The sequence below is a fragment of the Geothrix edaphica genome, from assembly GCF_030268045.1.
Classification (GTDB): Bacteria; Acidobacteriota; Holophagae; order Holophagales; family Holophagaceae; genus Geothrix; species Geothrix edaphica.
In genome coordinates, this window is record NZ_BSDC01000002.1 from 187,646 (window position 1) to 210,858 (window position 23,213).

General features: G+C 69.9%; 18 protein-coding genes. 11 read left to right on the top strand and 7 right to left on the bottom strand.

Annotation, left to right across the window (positions count from 1 at the left end; genetic code table 11):
• Positions 1 to 170: 170 nt before the first annotated feature.
• From QSJ30_RS08715 to QSJ30_RS08725, 3 genes are all read right to left on the bottom strand, one after another.
• Positions 171 to 1,409, bottom strand: a complete 1,239-nt coding sequence (locus tag QSJ30_RS08715; RefSeq protein WP_285608427.1) for a cation:proton antiporter — start codon at positions 1,407 to 1,409, stop codon at positions 171 to 173.
• A gap of 68 nt (positions 1,410 to 1,477) precedes the next feature.
• Positions 1,478 to 2,443 carry a carbon-nitrogen hydrolase family protein gene (locus QSJ30_RS08720; protein ID WP_285608429.1) on the bottom strand — a complete coding sequence of 322 codons (966 nt, stop codon included), beginning with the start codon at positions 2,441 to 2,443 and terminating at the stop codon, positions 1,478 to 1,480.
• A 28-nt stretch (positions 2,444 to 2,471) separates the two neighbouring features.
• Positions 2,472 to 3,101, bottom strand: coding sequence for a GNAT family N-acetyltransferase (locus QSJ30_RS08725; protein WP_285608431.1), 630 nt, complete (start codon positions 3,099 to 3,101; stop codon positions 2,472 to 2,474).
• Between the two features lie 80 nt (positions 3,102 to 3,181).
• On the opposite strand from QSJ30_RS08725, the gene QSJ30_RS08730 reads away from it, so the two are divergent.
• The 4 genes from QSJ30_RS08730 (at position 3,182) to QSJ30_RS08745 (ending at position 7,878) form a co-directional block, all read left to right on the top strand.
• On the top strand, positions 3,182 to 4,474 hold the full coding sequence (locus tag QSJ30_RS08730; RefSeq protein ID WP_285608432.1) for a chloride channel protein: 1,293 nt from the start codon (positions 3,182 to 3,184) through the stop codon (positions 4,472 to 4,474).
• Between the two features lie 24 nt (positions 4,475 to 4,498).
• A complete protein-coding gene (locus tag QSJ30_RS08735) occupies positions 4,499 to 5,626 on the top strand; it encodes a glycosyltransferase family 2 protein (protein WP_285608434.1) in 1,128 nt (375 codons plus the stop codon).
• Between the two features lie 94 nt (positions 5,627 to 5,720).
• Entirely contained in the window at positions 5,721 to 6,779 is a 1,059-nt protein-coding gene (gene recA, locus QSJ30_RS08740) for a recombinase RecA (protein WP_285608436.1), read from the top strand.
• 142 nt (positions 6,780 to 6,921) lie between these two features.
• Positions 6,922 to 7,878, top strand: a complete 957-nt coding sequence (locus tag QSJ30_RS08745; RefSeq protein ID WP_285608438.1) for an isopenicillin N synthase family dioxygenase — start codon at positions 6,922 to 6,924, stop codon at positions 7,876 to 7,878.
• A gap of 7 nt (positions 7,879 to 7,885) precedes the next feature.
• On the opposite strand, the gene QSJ30_RS08750 is transcribed toward QSJ30_RS08745, so the two are convergent.
• Positions 7,886 to 9,127 carry a hypothetical protein gene (locus tag QSJ30_RS08750; protein WP_285608440.1) on the bottom strand — a complete coding sequence of 414 codons (1,242 nt, stop codon included), beginning with the start codon at positions 9,125 to 9,127 and terminating at the stop codon, positions 7,886 to 7,888.
• Positions 9,128 to 9,186: 59 nt separating this feature from the next.
• On the opposite strand from QSJ30_RS08750, the gene moaA reads away from it, so the two are divergent.
• Together moaA and QSJ30_RS08760 are read left to right on the top strand one after the other, a co-directional pair.
• Positions 9,187 to 10,191: a GTP 3',8-cyclase MoaA gene (gene moaA, locus QSJ30_RS08755; RefSeq protein ID WP_285608442.1), complete on the top strand. Its 1,005-nt coding sequence runs from the start codon at positions 9,187 to 9,189 to the stop codon at positions 10,189 to 10,191.
• A gap of 9 nt (positions 10,192 to 10,200) precedes the next feature.
• Positions 10,201 to 11,187, top strand: coding sequence for an isoaspartyl peptidase/L-asparaginase (locus QSJ30_RS08760; protein WP_285608444.1), 987 nt, complete (start codon positions 10,201 to 10,203; stop codon positions 11,185 to 11,187).
• On the opposite strand, the gene QSJ30_RS08765 is transcribed toward QSJ30_RS08760, so the two are convergent.
• The 3 genes from QSJ30_RS08765 to QSJ30_RS08775 all read right to left on the bottom strand — a co-directional run bounded on the left by QSJ30_RS08765 (position 11,188) and on the right by QSJ30_RS08775 (position 14,241).
• Positions 11,188 to 12,516, bottom strand: coding sequence for a 3-deoxy-7-phosphoheptulonate synthase class II (locus tag QSJ30_RS08765; RefSeq protein WP_285608446.1), 1,329 nt, complete (start codon positions 12,514 to 12,516; stop codon positions 11,188 to 11,190).
• A complete protein-coding gene (gene pheA / locus QSJ30_RS08770) occupies positions 12,513 to 13,610 on the bottom strand; it encodes a prephenate dehydratase (protein WP_285608448.1) in 1,098 nt (365 codons plus the stop codon). Before pheA ends, QSJ30_RS08765 begins: the two co-directional genes overlap by 4 nt.
• Positions 13,611 to 13,794: 184 nt before the next feature.
• Positions 13,795 to 14,241 (bottom strand): hypothetical protein, encoded by a 447-nt coding sequence (locus QSJ30_RS08775; protein WP_285608450.1) that lies wholly within the window; start codon positions 14,239 to 14,241, stop codon positions 13,795 to 13,797.
• A gap of 98 nt (positions 14,242 to 14,339) precedes the next feature.
• Between QSJ30_RS08775 and QSJ30_RS08780 the strand changes: the two genes are divergently transcribed.
• From QSJ30_RS08780 to QSJ30_RS08800, 5 genes are all read left to right on the top strand, one after another.
• The gene (locus QSJ30_RS08780) at positions 14,340 to 14,867 is read left to right on the top strand and encodes a response regulator (protein ID WP_285608451.1); all 528 of its coding nucleotides are present in this window, start codon (positions 14,340 to 14,342) and stop codon (positions 14,865 to 14,867) included.
• A 142-nt stretch (positions 14,868 to 15,009) separates the two neighbouring features.
• Positions 15,010 to 17,787 carry an NADPH-dependent glutamate synthase gene (gene gltA / locus QSJ30_RS08785; RefSeq protein WP_285608453.1) on the top strand — a complete coding sequence of 926 codons (2,778 nt, stop codon included), beginning with the start codon at positions 15,010 to 15,012 and terminating at the stop codon, positions 17,785 to 17,787.
• A gap of 142 nt (positions 17,788 to 17,929) precedes the next feature.
• Positions 17,930 to 21,490: a pyruvate:ferredoxin (flavodoxin) oxidoreductase gene (gene nifJ / locus QSJ30_RS08790; protein WP_285608455.1), complete on the top strand. Its 3,561-nt coding sequence runs from the start codon at positions 17,930 to 17,932 to the stop codon at positions 21,488 to 21,490.
• Positions 21,491 to 21,500: 10 nt separating this feature from the next.
• Positions 21,501 to 22,493, top strand: a complete 993-nt coding sequence (locus tag QSJ30_RS08795) for a dihydroorotate dehydrogenase-like protein (RefSeq protein ID WP_285608458.1) — start codon at positions 21,501 to 21,503, stop codon at positions 22,491 to 22,493.
• A 139-nt stretch (positions 22,494 to 22,632) separates the two neighbouring features.
• On the top strand, positions 22,633 to 23,178 hold the full coding sequence (locus tag QSJ30_RS08800; RefSeq protein ID WP_285609095.1) for an RrF2 family transcriptional regulator: 546 nt from the start codon (positions 22,633 to 22,635) through the stop codon (positions 23,176 to 23,178).
• The last annotated feature ends 35 nt before the right edge of the window (positions 23,179 to 23,213 follow it).

Sequence of the window (23,213 nt, forward strand, 5' to 3'; positions counted from 1 at the left end):
GAATCTTAATAGTTGGCCCAGAACATGCTCCCTGGTTCGTGAGAGGCCTTTGACGGCGCCCGGCTCAGAGGGTCCTTAACCAAGGAATCCCAGGGATCGTTCTGCGATGCGCTGCGGCCAGGTAAGCGTCGAGGCCTCTCACCAATATCGCGAAGGCGAACCGGGACGGCTCACGCTGGCTGTTTTCGCCCCAGCACCCACCCCAGCCCCACGGGCCCGGCCACGGTGGTGAGCAGGAGGGCGCCGATGATGCCCGCCTGGATGTCGGGGGCCAGCAGGGGAGCCCCGTTCAGCTGGAGCTGGGCCCCCGTGGCCACGAAGATGAGGCCCACCTCACCGCGGGGCACCATGCCCCAGCCCACCACAGCGGCGCGGGTGCCCTGGCCGCCGGCGTAGCCCGCCACGAACTTCCCGGCCACACCCAGCGCCGCCAGCAGGACGGCAAAGCCCAGCGTGGCGGGCTTGAAGAGGGCGCTCGGGTCGACCTTCGCGCCCATCAGCACGAAGAACAGCGGCGAGAGCACCATGACCAGGGGGTGGACCAGCTCCTCCAGGGTGTGGCGCTCGCGGCGCTCCAGGTCCTCGATGTGGGCCGGCTCCAGGATGAGGCCCGCGGCGTAGGCCCCCACGATGGACGCCAGGCCCGCCAGACTGCCCAGCCAGGCCAGCAGGAAGGCGAAGCCGAGCCCCAGCGGGAGCAGCACCTGCTCGCCACGGAACCGGCTGGCGAGCCGGAAGAGGCGCGGGGTGGCGAGGCGGCCCAGGGTGAGCGCCGCGGCGAGAAAGCCCAGGGCCAGGGCCAGGGTCTTCGCCAGCTCGGGGCCCAGCCTTCCGCCAGCCGCCGCGCCGACCAGGCCCGACACGGCCACCAGCACCAGCAGGCCCAGCACGTCATCCACCACGGCGGCGCCCACGATGACGCGGCCCTCCAGGGAATCGGCGGCGCCCTTCTCCCGCAGCACCTGGGCGGAGATGCCGATGCTGGTGGCGCACAGGCAGGCGCCGATGAAGAGGTCCAGCACGAAGGGCGCTCTCGCGGGCAGCAGGAGCCAGGCGCCTGCGAGGCCCACGGCCATGGGCCCCACCACGCCGACGGAGGCCACGCGCAGCGAGGCCGCGCCCACCTTCAACATCTGGGGCACGGTGGATTCCAGGCCCACGGCGAACATGAGCACCACCACGCCCAGCCCGCCCAGCAGCTCCGCCCCGGGCGAAGCCACCACATCCGGAAACCAGGGCCAGAGCCGGTGGAGGGCGGTGAGCGCAAGGCCCACCGCCAGCTCCCCCGTGACGGCCGGCAGCTTCAGCCGCACCGCCAGTTCACCGCCGACCTTGGCCGAGAGCCACAGCAGGGCCAGCAGCATCAACGTGCCGGCCAGGGGATCGGGGGCCAGGGAGGCCAGGAGCATGGGCACCTCGGCAGGCACGGGGCCGGCGTCCCCCATTCAACCATTCCCCCGGCTTCTCCGGGGAGCGGTCAGCTCACGGAGGGCGAGGGGACCGGCTCCCGGTTCAGCCAGGGCAGGTGATGGACGCAGATGCGGCCGTCGAAGCTCACGTGCAGCCCGTCCTCGGCGGCGTCCTGGTGGTTCAGCACCGAGCCCCGGGCCCGGGTCTGGTCGAGGATGGCCAGGTCGATGTCCCCCACCAGCACCATCTCCGAATTGGGGGCCGCCTCGGTGGCGATGCCGTCCATGGGGAAGGGGAAATCCGACGGCGTGTAGACGCCGCTCTGCGCATATTGCGCTGTGAGGTCCGTGATGAGGGGCAGGCTGCCCACCATGCCGGCGGTGATCACGTAGATCTGGTTCTCCACGGCCCGGGCCCGCGCGCAGGTGGTCACGCGGGTGTAGCCCCGCCGGTCGTCCGTGAGGTAGGGCACCACCAGCAACTGGACGCCCTGCTCCGCCTGGATGCGGGCCACCTCCGGGAACTGCACGTCGTAGCAGATGGACACGCCCATCCGCCCGAAATCCGTTTCGAGGATGTGGATCTCCTGGCCGGGCTCGAAGTGCCAGACATGCCGCTCCGTGGGCGTGAGGTGCAGCTTCGGCTGGTGGACCGGCCCGTGGCCCGGGACGAAGATCGAGGCGACGTTCTGCAGCTTCCCGTCCACGAAGCGGGGGTGGGTGCCCGCCACGATGATGCGGTCGTACTTCCGGGAGAGCCCGAGGAACAGCCCCTCGAACTCATCGTTGAACTGCTCGGCCAGGCGCCGCATGGCGTCCGCAGGCGCGAAGCCCCGGGCCAGACAGCTCAGGAGCTGGACCGCCAGCAGCTCGGGAAACACGATGACATCGGCATCGTAGTCGTCGCCGACATCCACGTAGTTCTCCACCTGCTCCGCGAAGGCGGTGAAGTCCTTTACGGGGCGGAGGCCGTACTGGATCCCGCAGACGCGGACCGGGCGGGAGAGGAACGGGGTGGGGGCCTTGAACCGCATGTCAGATCTCCTGCGCAAATGGAACCCGTCAGAGGTCCATGACGATGAGGGCCGCGTGCCCCATGGTTTCGACATCATGGGCGTAATTCCGAAGCACGCCCCGCACCTGGAAGCCCACCAGGAGCTGCTTGGAGAGGGTGGGATCGAAGATCCGCCCCGCCGCCACGGCGTCCACATAGGCCTCGGGGCTCATCTCCGCAGCGTGGCGGTGGTACCCGGGGATGCGGGCGCCGGCGACGAAGGCCCGGCAGCCCAGCCGCCGGGCCAGGTCGATGCGGGCCTCGTAGAGCAGCCGCCCGATGCCCCGCCCCTGCCAGGCCGGATCCACGGCGATGTTCACACCGTAGAGGGCCTCGCCGGCCGGATCGTGGGTGGAGAGGGAACCGTGGCCTGTGATCCCCGACCAGGTGTGGGGGGCCAGGGCCGCGGCCAGGGAGACCCGCTGGGTGGTGGCGGTGCCCACCAGGTGCTCTCCGGCCTCCACCACCATCTGCCCCTCGGGGAAGGCCGCCAGATGGCGGCGGAGGTTCTCGGCGGACCAGATGGCCTCGGGCCCGTGGGGCGGGGGATAGACCCGCACCATCAGGTTGCGGATCTCCCCCACATCCTCGGGGACCCGCAGGCGCAGCATGGGGGGCGGGTGATCCAGCTCGGTCATGCGACTCCCCTGGAATGTCCGGTCCGAGGATAACCCACCCTGTCTAGACAGGCACGCCGGCGCGGGGCCACACTGGGCCCATGGCAGACGGACCCCAGCGCCGCGGGAACCTCCTGGAAGGCCCGCTCGCCCTTCCCACGCGGCTGCGCAGCCTCCGGGTGCTGGCCCAGACCCGGCGCCTGGCGCTGGCGGTCCTGCCCCTGGGCGCCAGCATCGGTCTCGTCGCGGCCCTGGCGCTGACCGGCATCGAATGGCTCGAGATCCTGCTCCAGGGGCACGGGGTCCGCACCTGGGCCATGGTGGTCACGCCCCTGATCGGCCTGCTGCTCACGGGCCTCTGGCTCCAGGTCTCGGGCCTGGGAGAGGTCTCGCTGCCGAAGGATCTGGCCCAGGCCCGCCATCATCCCCTGGCCACCTTCCGGCTCCTGCCCAGCCTGGGCAAGGCCGCGGCCTGCGCGCTCACCATCGGCTTCGGGGGCAGCGCCGGGGTGGAGGGCCCCGCCCGCTGGCTGGGCGCCGCCGTGGGCGCCCAGTTCCATCAGCTCTTCCGCCGCCTGGCGCGCCGCTTCCGCTGGGCCCGGCGCCTGCTGGCCCAGCCCGGTGTCATCGTCATGGCCGGCTCCGCGGCGGCCCTGGCCGCCGTCTTCCGCGCCCCGATCGCCGGCGCCCTGCTGGCCACGGAGCAGGAGGGCGACCTCAGCGCGGATCGCCTCGCCCCGTCGCTGGCGGCCTCGGCCTCGGGCTTCCTGGCCTTCATCGCCCTCCGCGGGACCACACCGCTCCTGGGCACCCAGCACACCTATCACCTGCTGGCCCGCGAGGTGTTCTGGGCATTGCCCCTGGGCCTGACGTGCGCCGTGGCCGCCTCCTTCTACCGGCGCCTGCTGCGGTTCGGGCGCCACCACCTCGGGCGCCTGCCCCTGGCGGTCCGCGGCGGCGTGGCGGGCCTGGGCCTCCTCCTCCTGGCCCTGCCCGGCGCCTGGCTCTGGCCCGGCCTGCCGGTCACGCAAGGCGGCGGCATCGAGCTGGTGTCCCACCTGCTGCACGGCGGCACGCCCTCGTCCCAGGCCATGGCCTTCCTGGCCTTGAAGCTGGTGGCCACCTCCCTCACCTTCGCCGGCGGTGGCGTGGGCGGCACCTGGCTGCCCTCCGTCACCATGGGCGCCGCCCTCGGGGCGGCCTTCGAAGCCTGGGCGGGCCTGGGCCAGCCGGGCCTCTTCGTCCTGGTGGGCACCAGCGCCTTCACAGGGGCCGTCCACCGCAGCCTGCTCACCCCCGTGGTCTTCCTGGCAGAAACCACCGGCCAGGCGGCCCTGGTGGTGCCGGCCCTGGTGGCCACCGTGGCCGCCTATCAGGCCACTCCAGCCGAATAGGCATTTCCCCGGCTAGCCTGGGGCATGCCCTGGACCGACGCCGCCGCCTGGACCGCCACTGCCCTCATCCTGGCGGCCCTGGGAGTCCTCCGCCGCCACTGGGCGCGGCTGCCCTCGCTGGCATCGGATCCCATCCTGCCTGCGGATCCGCCTGCCATCTGCCTCTGCATCCCCGTGCGGAACGAGGCTCTGGAGCTGCCCGCCGCCCTGGATTCCTGGCTGGCCCAGGACTACCCCGCCCTGCGCATCCTCGTGGTGGATGACGGCTCCACGGATGGCAGCACGGAGATCCTGCGGGCGCGGGAAATCGCCCGGCCGGATCGCCTGCGGGTCCTCCGCAACGACGCTCTGCCCCCCGGCTGGCTGGGGAAGAACCACGCCCTGGACCTGGCCGCCCGCCAGCCCGAAGCGCAGGCGGCGGAATGGCTGCTCTTCGCGGATGCCGATGTGCAGGCCACGCCGGCCCTGCTGCGGCGGGCCGTGGCCCTCGCCCTGGCCCAGCCCACGGACATCCTGGCCCTGATTCCCGGGGTGGACGCCGTGGGCCCGGCGGAGCGGGTGGTGCTCCCCCTCGCGGCCTCGGCCTTCCAGCTGCTGGTGCCCCCGCACCAGGTGCCCAATCCCCGCCACCCGGCCTTCTGCGGCGTGGGGGGCTTCACCCTTGTGCGGCGGGAGGCCTACGAGGCCGCGGGCGGCCACGCCGCCGCCCCCCTGGAGGCCATCGACGACATGATGCTCGCCCGGCGGATGAAGCAGGCGGGCTTCGTGAACCGGGTGGCCCGCGGCGGCCCGGACCTGCACCTGCGGATGTACCACGGCCTGGGCGAGCTGGTCCGGGCCATGCGGAAGAACGCCGCCGCCCTGCCCGCCTGGGGGCTCCTCCCCCTGCTCCTCCCGCCCGTGGTCCTGGTGATGCTCGCCCCCCTCTGGCTGCCCTGCGCCGGCCACCCGGGCCTGGCCCTCCTCCTCTGGCTCCTGGTGCCGGCCCTGGCGGGGGATGTGCAGCAGCGCATGACCGGCCGGCCCATGGACCTGCTCTGGGCCCTCTGGCCCTTGGACGGGTTGGTCTTCGCGGCGGGCACCGCCTGGGCCTTCGCCGACCGCCTGCGGGGGGTGAACCACTGGCGGGGGCGGGACGTCAAGCTGCGCTAGGCTGTTCCATCAGCCCTGGGCTGGCGGCCAAATATTTTCTTGTTTTTTTCGCTTTTTGGCTCCATCCTGGAAAGCACCCCTTCCGGAGGACCCCATGGCCGCAGCCGAACAAGATGACCGCCTGAAAGCCCTGTCCCGCACCGTCGCCGACATCGAGCGGGCCTTCGGCAAGGGCTCCATCATGAAGCTGGGCGACCGCATGAGCCCCTCCGAGGGCATCGAAGTCATCAGCACCGGCTCCATCGCCCTGGATGCGGCGCTGGGCGTGGGCGGGGTGCCCAAGGGCCGCGTCGTGGAAGTCTACGGCCCGGAAGCCAGCGGCAAGACCACCCTGGCCCTGCACATGGTGGCCCAGGCCCAGAAGAAGGGCGGCCTGGCCGCCTACATCGACGCCGAGCACGCCCTCGACCCCGAATACGCCCAGAAGCTGGGCGTGGACGTGGCCAACCTCTTCATCAGCCAGCCCGACAGCGGCGAGCAGGCCCTGGAGATCTGCGACCAGCTGGTGCGCAGCGGCGCCCTGGACATCATCGTGGTCGATTCCGTGGCCGCCCTGGTGCCCAAGGCCGAGATCGACGGTGAGATGGGCGACAGCCATGTGGGCCTCCAGGCCCGCCTCATGAGCCAGGCCCTGCGCAAGATGACCGGTACCATCAGCAAGACCCACACCTGCGTCGTCTTCATCAACCAGATCCGCATGAAGATCGGCGTGATGTTCGGCAACCCCGAGACCACCACCGGCGGCAACGCGCTCAAGTTCTACGCCTCGGTCCGCCTCGATGTCCGCAGCATCCAGAGCATCAAGGGCAACACGGGCGACCCCCTGGTGGCCGCCAAGGACGAGGACTCCTCCGTGGTGGGCAAGAAGACCAAGGTGAAGGTCGTCAAGAACAAGGTCGCCCCGCCCCTCAAGGTCGCCACCTTCGACATCATGTATGGCGAGGGCATCAGCCGCACCAGCGAGCTGGTGGAACTGGGCACCCAGCTGGAGATCATCCAGAAGAGCGGCTCCTGGTACAGCTACAAGGACAGCCGCCTGGGCCAGGGCGCCGAGAACGTGAAGAAGCTCTTCACCGACAACCCGGAACTGGCGGACGAGGTGGAAGGCCTCATCCGCGAGCGGCTCGGCATGAAGAGCCCCGTGGAAGTCTAGACAGCATCGACCTGCGCGCCCTTGGAAGGGGTCGGCAGACGGCGGCGGTCCTCAAAGGCCGCCGCCGTTTTTCTGGCCCGCGGCCTGGGAGGGAGGATTCCTGTCACGTCAGCTATCATGGCCGGTCCAGCCCGGAGGCCCCATGCCCAGCCCCTCGTTCCAGGTCGAGACCGTCCACCTGTCCCAGTTCCGCCAGGGCAGCCCGAAGGAGCGCGCCGAGTTCATCCGGGTGCTGGGGGACAGTTTCCGCCACACGGGCTTCGTGAAGGTGGCGGGGCACGCCGTCCGGCAGGCCGACGTGGACGGCGCCTACGCCTCCGCCCGGGCCTTCTTCGCCCTGCCCGAGGCGGTCAAGCGGCGCTACCTGGTGCCCGGCAGTGGCGGGGCCCGAGGCTTCACCCCCTTCGGCAGCGAGCACGCCAAGGACAACCCCGTGGGCGACCTCAAGGAGTTCTGGCACGTGGGCCAGGAGCTGCCCGCAGGCCACCCCCTCAAGCCCGCCTATGGCGACAACCTCTGGCCCGAGGCCGAGGTGCCCGACTTCAAGGCCCATACGCTGGCCCTCTACCGGGCGCTGGAGGACTGCGCCGGCACCCTGCTGGAGGCCCTGGCCCTCTATCTGGGCCTGCCCGAACGCAGCCTGGCGGACATGATCGTGGACGGCAACTCCATCCTGCGGATCATCCACTACCCGGCCCTGCGGGACCGCTACCTCGAAGGCGGCGTGCGCAGCTCCGCCCACGAGGACATCAACCTCATCACCCTCCTCCCCGCGGCCACGGACTCGGGCCTGCAGCTGCGGGACCGCAGCGGCGCGTGGCACGCCGTGGACGGCCTGGCGGGCGAGATCGTGGCCGATGCCGGCGACATGCTGAGCCGCCACGTGAACCTGAAGATCCCCAGCACCACGCACCGGGTGGTGAACCCCGCCAGCCCCGAGGCCGTGCGCTATTCCATGCCCTTCTTCTGCCACCCCCGCCCCGAGGTGGTGCTGGACTGCCCCGAGGCGCTGCTGGGAGCCGGCGAGACCCGGCGCTTCGAGCCCATCACCGCCCACGCCTTTCTGATGCAGCGCCTGCGGGAGATCGGCCTGATCTGAACGGACGCTAGTCCTTGTCCTGCACGCCCAGCCCCGCGCCCTGGAGGTGCCGCGGCAGGGGCGCCGCGCCCTGGGCGCTGAACGGCGCGCCGGCGGGAGCCGCGGCCTTGGGCGCCGCGGGCCGCACGCCCGGCTGGGACTGGATGGTCTGCATCTGCTCGGCGGTGGCGAACTGCTCCAGGCGGGCCAGCTGCTCGGGGGAGGGGAAGCCCTCGTAGCGCACCCGTCGGGGCCCCCAGATGGCCACCCCCTCGCCACGGATCTCGTGCATGCGCGGCAGCGACTGCCGCCAGAAGATGCCCAGCGGCGCGCCATCCTGGCCGGCAAAGCCGATGAGGTCGGTCTCGGGGAGCAGCACCGGCGCCCCGGCGGCCCAGGTGGCCATGGTGAGCGGCTTGCCCTGGCCCGTCTTCAGCATGAGCACCGGAGCCGGGCGCCCCAGGGCGGGATCCAGGTCCTTCTCCTGGGTCCGCAGGGCTTCCAGCAGGTCCAGGTGCTTGAGTTCCTTCTGCGGCGCGGACATGGGATGGGGATCCTGGAGCCGGGCGGTCACCAGCTTGTCGCCGATGCGCTCCAGCACGGCCAGCTGGAGGACGGTCCCCCCGGCCTGGCCCGTGGCCTGGATGACGCGGCCCACCTCGTCCATGAGCTTGGGCAGCAGGATTTGGGGCGCCGCCAGGAGGGTGCCAGCGGTGGGGATGGCGATGAAGGGGTGCTGATCCTTGAAGAGCCCGTGCCAGATCTCCGGCAGCAGCAGGCGGGCCGCATCGGCCCCGTCGCGCCAGGGGCCGCGGTAGATGCCCGAGGGCAGCCGCAGGAAGGCACCTTCGCTGCGCCGGCGGAGGTGGTCCAGGGCCAGGTCCAGCACATCGTCGACGGGCTGGTCCCAGAGCCGCAGCCAGGCGGCGGGCATCACCACGTCACCCACGCGGATGCGCTGGCTCAGGCCGTCGATGAAGCCGCGGCTCCAGCGGCCCTCGCGCTCGGCCTGCCAGGTGGGCACGAGCTCCGGCAGCAGGTGGTCCTGGGCGTCGATCCAGGGTTCCGGCAGGGGCAGGCCCTGGCGGTGGACCTCCTGCACGGCGTCCGCCCAGGCTTCGCGCTCCTCGGCCTTCCGGTGGGCCTCGAAGGCCGGCACCAGGGCCTCCAGCCCCGGCATCGGCGGCACGCCCCGGGCCTCCAGCAGGGCCTCGAGCCCCGGGAGGGGCGCCTCGTCGGCGCGGGAACGGAATCGGTCGAAAAAGCCCATTTTCTGCGGTCCAATCAAACAGTCCATTCTGACGCAGGAAACGAATTTATGCTTGGGGAATGGAGCCTCGCGACACTCTGGGCCGCCCCCTCAAGGCGCTGCGCATTTCGGTCACCGACCGATGCAACTTCCGCTGCACCTACTGCATGCCCAAGGAGGTCTTCGGGCCGGACTACGCCTTCCTCCCCCGGGAGGCCCTGCTCAGCTTCGAGGAGATCACGCGGCTGGTGCGGGTCTTCACCGGCCTGGGCGTCACCAAGGTCCGCCTCACCGGCGGTGAGCCCCTCATGCGCCGGGAGCTGCCTGCCCTGGTGCGGATGCTCGCCGGGGTGCCCGGCCTCGAGGACCTGGCCCTCACCACCAACGGCGCCCTCCTGCCCGAGCTGGCCCCCGCACTGAAGGCCGCGGGCCTCCGGCGGCTCACCATGAGCCTCGACACCCTCCGCCCCGAGCGCTTCCGCGCCATCAGCGACACGGACCTGCCCCTGGAGCGCGTGCTGGCGGGGCTGGAGGCCGCCCGGGCCGCCGGCTTCGGCCCCGTCAAGCTCAACTGCGTCCTCAAGCGCGGCGTCAACGACGACGAGATCCTCGAGCTGGCGGCCTTCGCCCGGGAGGGTGGCCACACCCTGCGCTTCATCGAGTTCATGGACGTGGGCACCACCAACGGCTGGCAGATGGAGGCGGTGGTCCCCGCCGCCCAGGTGCGCCGGATCCTCGAATCCCGCTGGCCCATCGAGCCCCTGGAGACCGGGGAGGACGCGGTGGCCCGGACCTGGCGCTACCGGGACGGCCAGGGTGAGATCGGCCTCATCGCCTCCGTCACGGCCCCCTTCTGCCGGGGTTGCGACCGGGCCCGCCTGTCCGCCGAGGGCCGCCTCTACACCTGCCTCTTCGCAGGCCAGAGCCTGGACCTGAAGACCTTCCTCCGCAGCGGCCACGGCGATGCCGACCTGGCCGCGCTCCTCGCCTTCCACTGGAAGCGCCGGGGCGACCACTATTCCGAGATCCGGCACGGCGCCACGCCCAACCTGCCCAAGGTGGAGATGTCCCGCATCGGGGGGTAGGATTCCCTCATGCCCACCCGACAGCTCCTCGCCACCCTGCTCCTGACCGCCCTCCTCGGCGCCGCCCCGCCCGCGGCCGTCGTCCACGGCGGCGCCGGCAGCCCTAGATCCCGCATGGACGGGACGGACCCGGCGGCGGTGAAGGCCCTGGCCACCCTGAAGGCCGGCGGTTCTGCCCTGGAGGCCGCCCTGGCCGGCGTGGTGGTGCTGGAGAATGATCCCCGCTTCAACGCGGGCACCGGCGCCAACATCCGCCTGGACGGCAAGACCATCCAGATGGACGCCGCCTGCATGGACGGCGCCACCGGCGGCTTCGGCGCCGTGGCCGCCATCGAGCGCGTGAAGAACCCGGTGCTCGTGGCCCGCAAGGTCATGGACACCCCCCACATCCTCATCGTGGGCGAGGGTGCCACCCGCTTCGCCCGGGCCATGGGCTTCCCCGACTACGACCCCACCTGCACCGAGAACAGGGCCCGCTTCCAGCGCGTGCAGGCCATCCTCAAGGGTTCCGACCCCCGCCAGCTCGAGGCCTGGAAGCGCTACGACTGGAAGAAGGCCTGGAACTTCCCCACACCCCTGAAGGAGGCGCTGGGCTCGCCCGACACCGTGGGCTGCGTCACCCGGGACGCGAAGGGGAACTTCGCCGCGGCCATCAGCACCGGCGGCACCACCATCACCTTCTACGGCCGCGTGGGCGATGTGCCCATGTTCGGTGCGGGCATCTACGCCGGCCCCAAGGGCGCCGTGGCCTGCACGGGCAATGGCGAGGACATCGTCAAGCACCTGGTGGCCAAGGCCGCCTACGACCTGCTGGCCCAGGGCCTCCCCGCCCAGGAGGCCGTGGACCGCACCCTGGCCGCCTTCCCCGCCACCATCGACCTGGGCCTGGTGGCCGTGGGCCCCGCCACCACCGGCGGCGGCTGCAACTACTCCCCCGAGAAGAAGGCCTTCGTGACGGACTATCGGAACCAGATGGCGTGGAGCGTGCGGGAGTAGTCAGGCCCTCCGCATCATCTGGGCAATGAGGAACGCCATCTCCAAACTCTGGCTGCGGTTGAGGCGGGGGTCGCAGCCGCTCTTGTAGGCACGCTCCAGGCCGGCCTCGTCGAGGCCCTCGACGCCGCCCGTGCACTCGGTGACGGGCTCGCCGGTGAGCTCGAAGTGGACGGCCCGCAGCCTTGACCCATGGGTGCGGTGGAGGTCGGCCACCTCGCGCAGCTCCTGGAGGATGTCCCCGAAGGCCCGCGTCTTCAACCCCCCGGCGGTGGTGCGGCCATTGCCGTGCATGGGGTCGCAGCTCCACAGCACGGGGTGGCCCTCGGCCCGGGCGGCTTCGATGAGGCCTGGCAACACACGCCCGGCCTTGCCGGCGCCGAAGCGGGTGATGAGGGTGAGGCGGCCCGGCTGGCGCTGGGGATCCAGCTTGGACAGGACCTGTCGCAATTCCTCCGGCGTCATGGCGGCGCCGACCTTCAGGCCGATGGGGTTCGCCAGGCCGCGGATGTACTCCAGGTGGGCGCCGTCCAGCTGGCGGGTGCGCTCGCCGATCCAGAGGAAGTGCGCGCCCAGGTTGTAGTGGGCCCCCTTCTCCGGCGCCCAGCGCGTGAGGGCCGTCTCGAAGGGCAGGTGCAGGGCCTCATGGCTGGTGAACAGCTCGCCGGTGCGGAGGTGCTCGGGCAGGCCGCCCAGGCATTTCACGAAGTCGAGGGAGGCCCGCACCTGGTCCAGCGTCTCCAGGTAGTGGCCCGCGTCCTCCCGGCTCCAGGGCAGGTCCCAGTGCTCCGGGTTGTGCAGGTCCGCGAAGCCGCCGTCCACCAGGGCCCGCAGGTGGTTGAGGGTGGCGGCGGCGCGGTGGTAGGCCTCCAGCAGGCGCCGGGGATCGGCCTCGCGCTGGTCCGGGTCCACGCCGTTGATGAGGTCGCCCCGGTAGACCGGCACCTCGCGGCCGTCCACCACCTCCGTGTCGCCGCTGCGGGGCTTGGCGTACTGGCCGGCGATGCGGCCCAGGTGGATGACGCCCGTGCGGCCGCCGTGGGTGATGAGCACGGACATCTGGAGCAGCACCCGGAGCTTGTCCTGGATGATGGCGCCCCGGCAGTCGGCGAAGGCCTCGGCGCAGTCGCCGCCCTGGAGGAGGAAGCGTTTCCCCGCGGCGGCCTCGGCGATCAGGGCGCGCAGGTGATCCACCTCCTCGGCCACCACCAGGGGCGGCAGCTCCCGCAGCTCCGCCAGGGCCGCGTCCACGGCTGCGGCATCGCGGTAGCGCGGCTGCTGGGCCGCGGGCAGGCCGCGCCAGGAATCGGGCGTCCAGGCCAGGCCGGTCATCGTGCCACCTCCATGGCCCGCGGATAGCTGCCCAGCACCTTGAGGGAGGCGCAGGCCCCCCGCAGCTCGACCAGGGCCTCGGCCATGGAGGGCTCTTCCGCATGGCCCTCCACATCCAGGAAGAAGGCGTACTCCCAGAGCTTGCGCCGGGTGGGCCGGCTCTGGATGCGGCTGAGGTTGAGGCCCCGGCGGGCCAGGGGCTCCAGCAGGCGCAGCAGGGCGCCGGGACCGTCCTGGGCCATGGCCAGCAGGGTGGTGCGGTCGCGGCCCGTGGGCTCGGCGGACTTGGGGCCCAGCACCAGGAAGCGGGTGGCGTTGGCGGCCAGGTCCTGGATCTTCGTCTCCGCCACGCGGAGGCCGAAGAGGTCCGCGGCCAGCTCCGAGGCCACGGCGGCGCCCTCGGCATCCTCCCGGGCCAGGCGGGCGGCTTCTGACGTGGAGGGGGCCTCGATGCGGTCCGCCCCCGAGAGGTGCGTCTCCAGCCAGCGGCGGCACTGGCCCAGGGCCTGGGGGTGGGAATAGACCCGCCGCACGCCGGCCAGGTCTAGGCCGGGCCGCAGCAGCAGGGCCTGGTCCACGGCCAGGAGGATCTCCGCGCAGATGGCCAGGGGGCTGTCGAGGAAGGCATCGAGCGTGGAGTCCACCGCGCCCTCGGTGGCGTTCTCCACGGGCACCACGCCATAGTCGGCGCGCTGGCGCTCCACGGCCTGGAACACGGCCTGGATGGTGCCCTGGGGCAGGGACTGGCTGGAGCCCCCGAACTGGTGCCGGGCCGCCAGGTGGGTGAAGGTGCCCTCGGGACCGAGGAAGGCCACCCGCAGCGGCTTCTCCAGGCTGAGGCAGGCGCTCATGATCTCCTGGAAGACCGTGCGCACCGCCGGCGCCGGGAAGGGCCCGGGGCTGGCGGCCTCCAGGCGGGCCAGCACCTCCCGCTCCCGGGCCGGGGCGTGGAAGAGGGCCTCGGGTGCGGCGGCGGCCTTGAGTCGGCCCACTTCGCCAGCCAGGGCGGCCCGGCGGTTCAGCAGGGCCAGCACCTGGTCGTCCACGGCATCGATGGCCTGCCGGAGGCCGGGGAGGGACGGGAGCTCGGTCATGGTGGACTCCTGATATGCGAAAACCCCCGAGCCTGACGGTCTCGGGGGCGATGGTTCGAAGCGGTTCCGGTTCTAGACGCCGCCTACCCTCGCACCCGGGGTGCGAAAGCTAAAGAAGAAGGCGCGGGAGAGGGTCATCACGGTCTGGATACCTTGACGGAAAAGGCCTGGACCTGCAAGGGAATCAAGCCCCGAGATGGGCCAGCGCCTCCGCCAGGCAGGCGGCCCAGACCTCATCCGGCGTCTCCTCCAGGAAGAACTCCACGGCGTGGCCCGCGGGCCGGGCCTCGGGATGCTGGGACCAGGCCTCGAAGAGGGCGTCCAGGGGGGCGGCGTCGAGGGGGTTGTGGCGGAACTTGTGGGACTTCCGGGTGCGGTCCGGCTCGGGCCCGCGCAGGCAGACGCCCTCCCGCCGCGTGGCCACGAAGGTGAAGGCCTGGACCCACTTGCCGTCCATGAGCTGGTTGAAGTGGAGGAAGGCGCCATGGTGGCTGCGGGAATAGTCGAACACGCGATGCTTCCCCCGCCACTTGGCCGTCCAGAGGGTCAGCAGGGCCTCCAGCCGGGCCCGCTCCGAAGGGTGCTTCAGGCAGCCCTGGGCGTAGGGCAGGAACTCGTCGAGCAGGTCCACAGGGAGGCCTCCGGGGCCCTCCACCCTACCGCAGCCGGGCCCCCCGCGGGACCGCCGTCCCCCCAAAGACCGCTACCATGGGACCTGCCCCGGTCCCCATGTTGCCGCCCCCTGCCCCCACCGCCCCTGAACGACCCCTTCCCGGGGCCTCGCGGCTGCTGGCCCTGGCCAGGGCGGTCTGGTCCCGGCTGGGAGGGCCGGTCCCGGCCCCGGCGGCCGGACTCACCCCCTCAGCGGGCGGCACCATCCTGGTGGTGGACGACGAGCCCATCGTCCGGGAGTTGAGTCGCATCGGCCTGGAACGAGGTGGGTTCCGTGTCCTGGAGGCCCGGGATGGCCTGGAGGCGGTGGAGCTCTTCCGCACCCGCCGGGAGAGTGTGGATCTGGTGCTGCTGGACATGACCATGCCCCGCATGGGCGGAGCCGAGGCCTTCCGGCGGATCCGGGAGCTGGCCCCCGGAATCCGGGTTCTCCTCACCAGCGGCTACACCCGGGCGGAGTCCATGGAAGACCTGGCCGACCTGCCCCCGGACGGTTTCCTCCAGAAGCCCTTCCGGGTGCGCCAGCTGGTGATCAAGGTCCAGGAGCTCCTCGGCGGGCAGGAGTCGAATTTTACAATCAAATAATCCGTACGGAATGATTCTGGACTCGGCTAAGTCCTTGTGATTCAAGCCTCCTGTGGCATGAGTCACAAGTGGCCCCGATTAGGTTTTTAGACACAGAAATCCCTCCCAGGACGTCGCATGCTGAACGGATCTGGAGGCGCCCATGTCCGACACGGCCAATCAGCTGATCACCGCCGAGAACCTGCCCGCGCCGCACTGGCATGCCACCCACCAGGAGGCCCAGGAACGGCTCACCCGCATGGCCGAGGCCCTGGGCTCCGGCGACTGGAAGGCCGTGGACCTGGGCGCCAAGTGGATCTTCGAGGTGCTGAAGCCTCACAACGAGGCCGAGGAGCGCGAGCTGTTCCCGCTGCTGGAGGAGATCGGGGCCGAGGCCCTGCTCCAGCGCCTCCAGGAGGACCACCGCCAGATGTGGGACCTGGACCTGCAGCTGCTGGCCGAGATCAACGAGGGCCAGGTGCGGGCCCCCCGGTCGCTCACCCTGCTGGGCCAGCGCCTGGTGGACCTGATCCGCGATCACATCGAGGCCGAGGAGAAGCTCATGCTGCCCCTCCTCAAGGGCAAGTCCCTGTACTGGTCCGAGGACGAGACCCAGGACGGCTACCTGATCCTGGAGAAGAAGCTCATCGCCCCCGAGACCTGGTCCTTCATCGTCCAGGCACCCCAGGTGGCCCGGGGCCGCAAGCCCGGCCAGTTCTTCATGGTGGCCCCCTTCCCCGAGAGCGAGCGCATCCCCCTCACCCTGGCGGGCGGCGACGCCAAGAAGGGCTACATCCACTTCATCATGCAGGAGGTCGGCGCCACCACGAAGGCCATGGGCCGCCTCAGCGCCGGCGACCGGTTCTATGCCGTGGCCGGCCCCATGGGCACCCCCACCGAGCTGGTGGAGGAAGGCACCATTGTCCTGATGGCGGGCGGCTACGGCTCCGCCGCCATCCTGCCTGCCGCCGAGGCCCTCCACGCCCAGGGCCGCCGGGTCATCACCATCCTGGGGGGCCGCAGCAAGGAGCGCGTGCTGCTGGCCGACGAGCTCGGCGCGGCCTCCGCCGAGCTGATCGTCACCACCGATGACGGCACCCTGGGTCGCCAGGGCCTGGTGACGGACGCCCTCAAGGACGTCATCGCCCGCGAGAAGGTCGCCCAGGTGGTGGCCGTGGGTCCCCTACCCATGATGCGGGCCGTGTCCGACCTGACGAAGCCCCACGGCATCTTCACCCTGGTGAGCCTCAACGCCCTCATGGTGGACGGCACGGGCATGTGCGGCGGCTGCCGCGTCAGCGTGGGCGGCCAGACCAAGTTCGCCTGCTTCGACGGCCCCGACTTCGACGGCCACCAGGTGGATTTCAACATGCTCCGCATGCGGTCCGACTGGTACAAGCAGGAGGAGAAGGACATCTGCGAGCCCGACCAGTGCAAGATCGGCCGCGTGGCCGCCTCCGGCCCCGTGGACTACTCCAAGTACCTGAACGACCCCGTCACCGAACTGGACTGGCAGAACCTCGACCTGCGCGCCATCAAGCCCAGCCAGAAGATGAAGATCCCCCGCCAGGAGATGGCCTGCCAGCCGCCCGAGCTGCGCGTGTGCAACTTCGACGAGGTGAGCCTGGGCCTCTCGCCCGAGCAGGCCAGGCTCGAAGCCGCCCGCTGCATCATGTGCAAGCACCCCGCCTGCATCGAGGGCTGCCCGGTGAGCATCAACATCCCGGCCTTCCTCCAGCAGATCGTCAACGAGGATCCCCAGGCCGCCGCGCGGGTCATCAAGGAGAGCTCCTCGCTGGGCTCCGTGTGCGGCCGCGTCTGCCCCCAGGAGAAGCAGTGTGAGATCAAGTGCGTGGTGGGCATCAAGGGCCTGCCCGTCTCCATCGGCCGCCTGGAGCGCTTCGCCTGTGATTCCATGCTGGGCTCCACGGAGCTGCCCCCGGTCGAAGCCCCCACGGGCAAGAAGGTGGCCGTCATCGGCGCGGGCCCCGCGGGCCTCACCGTGGCCGGCGAGCTCATCAAGAAGGGCCACCGGGTCACGGTCTACGACGCCCTCCACAAGCCCGGCGGCGTGATGCTCTACGGCATCCCCGAGTTCCGCCTGCCCAACAAGATCGTGGATCAGGAGGTGGAGACCCTCCGCCGCCTGGGCGTGAAGTTCGTCATGAACACCCTGGTGGGCCGCAGCATGACCCTGGACGACCTCCGCCAGGAGAACGACGCCATCTTCATGGGCACCGGCGCCGGCCTGCCCAAGATGATGGGCATCCCGGGCGAGGAGTACAAGGGCGTCTACACCGCCAACGAGTTCCTCACCCGCATCAACCTCATGCGCGCCGACCTGTTCCCCGAGTTCTCCACGCCGGTCACCGTCGGGAAGAACGTCATCATCGTGGGCGCGGGCAACACGGCCATGGACGCCTCCCGCGCCGCCCGCCGCATGGGCGCCGAGCATGTGACGGTGGTCTACCGCCGCACCGTGAAGGAGTCCACGGCCCGCAAGGAGGAACTGGAGCACGCCCAGGAAGAGGGCGTGGAGTTCAAGTTCCTCACCACCCCCGTGCAGCTGCACGGCAACGACAAGGGCTGGATGACCCACGCCGAGTGCGCCGTCATGGAGCTGGGCGAGCCCGGTCCCGACGGCCGCCGCAGCCCGCGGATGACCGACGAGCGGATCATGATCCCCTGCGACACCCTGGTGGTGGCCCTGGGCTTCGACGTGAACCCCCTCATCGCCCAGACCGACAAGGGCCTCAAGACCCTCAAGGGTGGGGTTGTTGTGGTCGACAACGAAACCGGCGAGACCTCCCTCCCCGGCGTCTTCGCCGGCGGCGACGTCATCACGGGCGGCGCCACGGTCATCCTGGCCATGGGCCAGGGCCGCCGGGCCGCGGCGGCCATCCACAGCCGGCTCGTCGGGGAAGCTCAGCCGGCGGTCTGACCACTGGACCAGGTTGTGATGAATATTGACCCGTCCATCAGATATGATGGGCCTGCTGTGTTGCCTGACCTGAAATCCCATTACCTGTCCTGAGATCTATCCTCGGATGCGCCCCGCGTACCACCCCCGGAAGGAGCGAGCTATGAGCCAGCGCGTAATGAAGACCCTGGATGGGAACGAGGCCACCGCCTCGGTTGCCCATCGCCTCAGCGAAGTCATCGCCATCTACCCCATCACGCCCTCCTCGAACATGGGCGAGTGGGCGGATGAGTGGAGCTCCCAGGGCAAGACCAACGTCTGGAAGACCATCCCCTCGGTGATCGAAATGCAGTCCGAGGGCGGCGCCGCGGGCGCCGTCCACGGGGCCCTCCAGGCCGGCAGCCTCACGACGACCTTCACGGCGTCCCAGGGCCTGCTCCTCATGATCCCGAACATGTACAAGATCGCCGGCGAGCTGACGCCCTTCTGCATGCACGTCACCGCCCGCACCCTGGCCGCCCATGCCCTCAGCATCTTCGGCGACCACTCGGACGTCATGGCCTGCCGCCAGACCGGCTTCGCCATGCTCAGCTCCGAGAGCGTCCAGCAGGCCCACGACTTCGCGGCCATCAGCCACGCCGCCACGCTGCGCAGCCGGGTGCCCATCCTGCACTTCTTCGACGGCTTCCGCACCAGCCACGAGATCGCCAAGATCGAGATCCTCAACGACGAGGACCTGCGCCACATGGTCCCCGACGAGCTGGTGGCCAAGTTCCGCAAGATGGCCCTGACGCCGGACGCCCCCGTCCTGCGCGGCACCGCCCAGAACCCCGACACCTTCTTCCAGGCCCGCGAGGCCTGCACCCCGTTCTACGCCGCCTTCCCCGCCATCGTGCAGCAGGAGATGGACCGGTTCGGCGCGCTGACCGGCCGCAACTACCGCCTCTACGACTACTACGGCCACCCCGAGGCCGAGCGGGTCGTGATCATCATGGGCTCGGGCTGTGACGTCACCCACGAGTACGTCGAGCAGGCCGTGAAGCAGGGCGAGAAGGTCGGCGTCCTCAAGGTCCGCCTCTTCAGGCCCTTCGCCATCGAGGAGTTCGTCCGCGCCCTGCCCGCCTCCGTGAAGAAGATCGCCGTCATGGACCGCTGCAAGGAGCCCGGCGCCCCCGCCGATCCCATGCACCTGGACGTGATCGCCGCCCTGCGCGAGGGCCGCGAGGAAGGCCACACCAAGCTCGATCCCATGGTGATCGGCGGCCGCTACGGCCTGTCCTCCAAGGAATTCACGCCGGCCATGGTCAAGGGCATCTTCGAGAACCTGGCCAAGGACAAGCCGAAGAACCACTTCACGGTCGGCATCGTGGACGACATCAGCCACAGCTCGCTGACCTACGACGCCAGCTTCGACGTCGAGCCGAGCGACGTGACCCGGGCCCTGTTCTACGGTCTGGGCGCAGACGGCACGGTGGGCGCCAATAAGAACTCCATCAAGATCATCGCGGAGGAGACCCCCAACTACGGCCAGGGCTACTTCGTCTACGACTCCAAGAAGTCCGGCGCCATCACCATCAGCCACCTGCGCTTCGGGCCCCGCCCCATCAAGAGCGCCTACCTGGTGACCAAGGCGAACTTCATCGCCTGCCACCAGACCAGCTTCCTCGAGAAATACGAGATGCTCGAGCCGGCCGTCCAGGGGGCCACCTTCCTCCTGAACACCCCCCACAGCGCCGAGACGGTCTGGGACACCCTGCCCAGGGAAGTGCAGGAGGCCATCGTCGAGAAGCAGCTCAAGTTCTATGTGATCGATGCCTACGAAGTGGCCAAGAACACCGGCATGGGCGTGCGCATCAACACCATCATGCAGACCTGCTTCTTCGCCATCTCCGGCGTGCTGCCCCGCGAGGAGGCCATCGCCCAGATCAAGAAGGCCATCAAGAAGACCTACGGCAAGAAGGGTGATGCGGTCGTCCAGCAGAACTTCGTGGCGGTGGATGAGACCCTGGCCCACCTCCACCAGGTGCAGGTGCCCGCGACCGTCACCTCCACCCGCGTGCGGCCCCCCGCGGTGCCCGCCGAGGCCCCCGATTTCGTCCAGCGGGTCACCGCCGTGATGATGGAGGGCAAGGGCGACCTGCTGCCGGTCAGCGCCTTCCCCGTGGACGGCACCTGGCCCATGGCCACCACCAAGTGGGAGAAGCGCAACATCGCGCTGGAGATCCCCGAGTGGGATGCCGCCCTCTGCATCCAGTGCAACAAGTGCGCGATGGTCTGCCCCCACGCCGCCATCCGCGCCAAGGTCTACGATCCCTCCGAGCTGGAAGGCGCTCCCGCCACCTTCAAGGGCGTGGACTACAAGGGCCCCGAGTTCAAGGGCCAGAAGTACACCATCCAGGTCGCTCCCGAGGACTGCACGGGCTGCACGCTCTGCGTGGAGATCTGCCCCGCCAAGGACAAGAGCAACCCCAAGCACAAGGCCATCGACATGGTGGCCCAGGCCCCGCTGCGCGAGCCCGAGGCGGCCAACTTCAAGTTCTTCCTCGACCTGCCCGAGGCCGACCGCACCAAGGTCAAGCTGGACGTGAAGGGCACGCAGTTCCTCGAGCCGCTCTTCGAGTTCTCCGGCGCCTGCTCCGGCTGCGGCGAGACGCCCTACATCAAGCTCCTCACCCAGCTCTTCGGCGACCGCACCCTCATCGCCAACGCCACGGGCTGCTCCAGCATCTACGGCGGCAACCTGCCCACCACGCCCTACGCCGTGAACAAGGATGGCCGCGGTCCCGCCTGGGCCAACAGCCTCTTCGAGGACAACGCGGAGTTCGGCCTGGGCATGCGCCTCTCGGTGGACAAGCACCAGGAGTTCGCCCTGGAGCTGATGCACCGCCTGGCCGCGAAGCTCGGCGATGAGCTCATCACCGGAATCGCCACCGCCGACCAGACCAGCGAGGCCGGCATCAAGGCCCAGCGCGAGCGGGTGGAGCTCCTCAAGCAGAAGCTGGCGGGCCTCAAGGAGCCCGAGGCGAAGATGCTCTACGACCTGGCCGACTACCTGGTCAACAAGAGCGTCTGGATCGTGGGTGGCGACGGCTGGGCCTATGACATCGGCTACGGCGGTCTCGACCACGTCCTCGCCTCCGGCCGCAACGTGAACGTCCTGGTGCTCGACACCGAGGTCTACTCCAACACCGGCGGCCAGGCCTCCAAGTCCACGCCCATGGGCGCCGGCGCCAAGTTCGCCATGGCCGGCAAGGCCATGCCCAAGAAGGACCTGGGCATGATCGCCATGACCTACGGCGGCATCTACGTGGCCAAGGTGGCCTTCGGCTCCCGCGACATGCAGACCGTGAAGGCCTTCCAGGAAGCCGAGTCCTACAACGGCCCCAGCCTCATCCTCGCCTACAGCCACTGCATCGCCCACGGCTACGATCTGGCCCACGGCGCCGACCAGCAGAAGATGGCCGTGGACTCCGGCCACTGGCCGCTGTTCCGCTTCGATCCCCGCCGCATGGACAAGGGCGAGACCCCGCTCCAGATGGATTCCGGCTCGCCGAAGATCCCCATGCTCCAGTACGTCCGCAACGAGACCCGCTACCGCATGATCGAGCAGCAGAACCCCGAACACTTCAAGAAGCTCATGGACCAGGCGCAGCACGACACCACGAACCGCTTCTCCGTCTATGAACAGCTGGCGAAGCTCTCCATCAACGCCAAGGAAAGCTGAAGGGGACGACATGAACCTCTCGACCACCTACCTCGGTCTCAAGCTGTCCCATCCGCTGATGGCGGGCGCCTCGCCCATGGTGGACGACATGGGCATGGTCAAGCGCCTCGAGGATGCCGGCGCGTCGGCCATCGTCATGCACTCGCTCTTCGAGGAGCAGATCACCCGCGAAGAGCAGGGCATGATCATGGACATGGAACTCAGCGCGAACTCCAGCGCCGAGGCCATCTCGTTCTTCCCCCAGCCCGACGACTTCCGCCTGGGTCCCGAGAAGTACCTCGAGCAGATCCGCCGCATCAAGGACGCCGTGGCCGTCCCGGTCATCGCCTCCCTGAATGGCACCACGCCCGCGGGCTGGCTGCACTACGGCCAGCTCATGGAACAGGCCGGCGCCGACGCCCTCGAGCTGAACGTCTACTACCTGGCCACCGACCCCGCCGAGACCGCTGCCGCGGTCGAGAAGCGCACGCTCGACATGGTGCGCGCCGTCAAGGCCGAAGTGAAGATCCCCGTCGCCCTGAAGCTCTCCCCCTTCTTCTCCTCCCTGGCGCACTTTGCCGTGGAGCTGGAAGCGGCAGGCGCCGATGGCCTCGTGCTCTTCAACCGGTTCTTCCAGCCCGACATCAACGTGGAGGAGCTGCTGGCCGAACCCAGCCTGCAGCTGTCGGGCCCTGAGGACCTGCTGCTCCGCCTGCGCTGGCTGGCCGTGCTCCGCAGCCACATCAAGGGCAGCCTCGCGGTCACCGGTGGTGTCCACGACGGCATCGGTGCCCTCAAGGCCGTCATGACGGGTGCAGACGCGGTCCAGATGGTCTCCGCCCTCCTCATCCACGGCCCCGAGCGCCTGGCCCAGACCCGGGCGACCCTGGCCGAGTGGCTGGAGGAGCACGAGTACGACTCCCTGGCCCAGGCCCGGGGGAGCATGAGCCTCCAGAAGTGCCCGAACGCCCAGGCTTTCACCCGCGCCAACTACATGCGCATCCTCAACGGCTGGAGAGCTTGATCCGTGTTTTTGCCAACAAGGCCCCCGGCAGACGGGGGCCTTGTTCATTGTGAAAGAAATTTCACTCTTTGGATGTGATTGACCTGAACATCGTCTATCATTCCTGATCGAATCATCTTCCATTCGAGAGTAGGTGACCATGCTCCCACTGTCCCAATCCTCCGGTTACGCAGTCCTGGCCATGAGCTGCCTCGAGGATCCCGGCGGCAAGCCGACGCTGGTGGTCGACGTCGCCGCCCGCACCGGCTTCCCCCGCCCCTACCTCTCCAAGATGATCCACAAGCTCGCCAAGGTGGGCCTGGTGATGGCCAAACGCGGCAACAAGGGCGGCGTGGTGCTGGCCCTGGCTGCCAAGGAGATCACCCTCGACCTCATCGCCGAGGCCGTGGACGGTGCCGAGTGGCGCAACCAGTGCCTCCTGGGCTTCAAGGAGTGCAGCGACGAGCGCGCCTGCCCCGCCCACACCTTCTGGAAGTCCGAGCGCGATCACATCCACCGCTGCCTGAAGGACATCTCGCTGGAGGAGATCCGCACCTTCGAGCAGCAGAGCCGCACCTGGCGCCTGGCGGATGCGCTTCCCGAGAAGAAGCTCAAGCCCAAGCCCAGGAAGGCCGCCAAGCCCGCCGCCGCGAAGGCCCCGGCCCGCAAGCCCGCTGCCCCGAAGGCCATCGCCAAGAAGGCCTAGCGCGGTGCGTCGACGCCAAAGGGCCCCGCTCCGGC

Coding starts and splice junctions, on each gene's coding strand:
- QSJ30_RS08750 (WP_285608440.1), bottom strand. CDS start 9,127: ATGGGCTTTTTCGACCGATTCCGTTCCCGCGCCGACGAGGCGCCCCTC.
- nifJ (WP_285608455.1), top strand. CDS start 17,930: ATGAGCCAGCGCGTAATGAAGACCCTGGATGGGAACGAGGCCACCGCC.
- QSJ30_RS08735 (WP_285608434.1), top strand. CDS start 4,499: ATGCCCTGGACCGACGCCGCCGCCTGGACCGCCACTGCCCTCATCCTG.
- QSJ30_RS08725 (WP_285608431.1), bottom strand. CDS start 3,101: ATGACCGAGCTGGATCACCCGCCCCCCATGCTGCGCCTGCGGGTCCCC.
- QSJ30_RS08715 (WP_285608427.1), bottom strand. CDS start 1,409: ATGCTCCTGGCCTCCCTGGCCCCCGATCCCCTGGCCGGCACGTTGATG.
- QSJ30_RS08745 (WP_285608438.1), top strand. CDS start 6,922: ATGCCCAGCCCCTCGTTCCAGGTCGAGACCGTCCACCTGTCCCAGTTC.
- QSJ30_RS08760 (WP_285608444.1), top strand. CDS start 10,201: ATGCCCACCCGACAGCTCCTCGCCACCCTGCTCCTGACCGCCCTCCTC.
- moaA (WP_285608442.1), top strand. CDS start 9,187: ATGGAGCCTCGCGACACTCTGGGCCGCCCCCTCAAGGCGCTGCGCATT.
- QSJ30_RS08765 (WP_285608446.1), bottom strand. CDS start 12,516: ATGACCGGCCTGGCCTGGACGCCCGATTCCTGGCGCGGCCTGCCCGCG.
- QSJ30_RS08780 (WP_285608451.1), top strand. CDS start 14,340: ATGTTGCCGCCCCCTGCCCCCACCGCCCCTGAACGACCCCTTCCCGGG.
- gltA (WP_285608453.1), top strand. CDS start 15,010: ATGTCCGACACGGCCAATCAGCTGATCACCGCCGAGAACCTGCCCGCG.
- QSJ30_RS08800 (WP_285609095.1), top strand. CDS start 22,633: ATGCTCCCACTGTCCCAATCCTCCGGTTACGCAGTCCTGGCCATGAGC.
- QSJ30_RS08795 (WP_285608458.1), top strand. CDS start 21,501: ATGAACCTCTCGACCACCTACCTCGGTCTCAAGCTGTCCCATCCGCTG.
- pheA (WP_285608448.1), bottom strand. CDS start 13,610: ATGACCGAGCTCCCGTCCCTCCCCGGCCTCCGGCAGGCCATCGATGCC.
- recA (WP_285608436.1), top strand. CDS start 5,721: ATGGCCGCAGCCGAACAAGATGACCGCCTGAAAGCCCTGTCCCGCACC.
- QSJ30_RS08720 (WP_285608429.1), bottom strand. CDS start 2,443: ATGCGGTTCAAGGCCCCCACCCCGTTCCTCTCCCGCCCGGTCCGCGTC.
- QSJ30_RS08730 (WP_285608432.1), top strand. CDS start 3,182: ATGGCAGACGGACCCCAGCGCCGCGGGAACCTCCTGGAAGGCCCGCTC.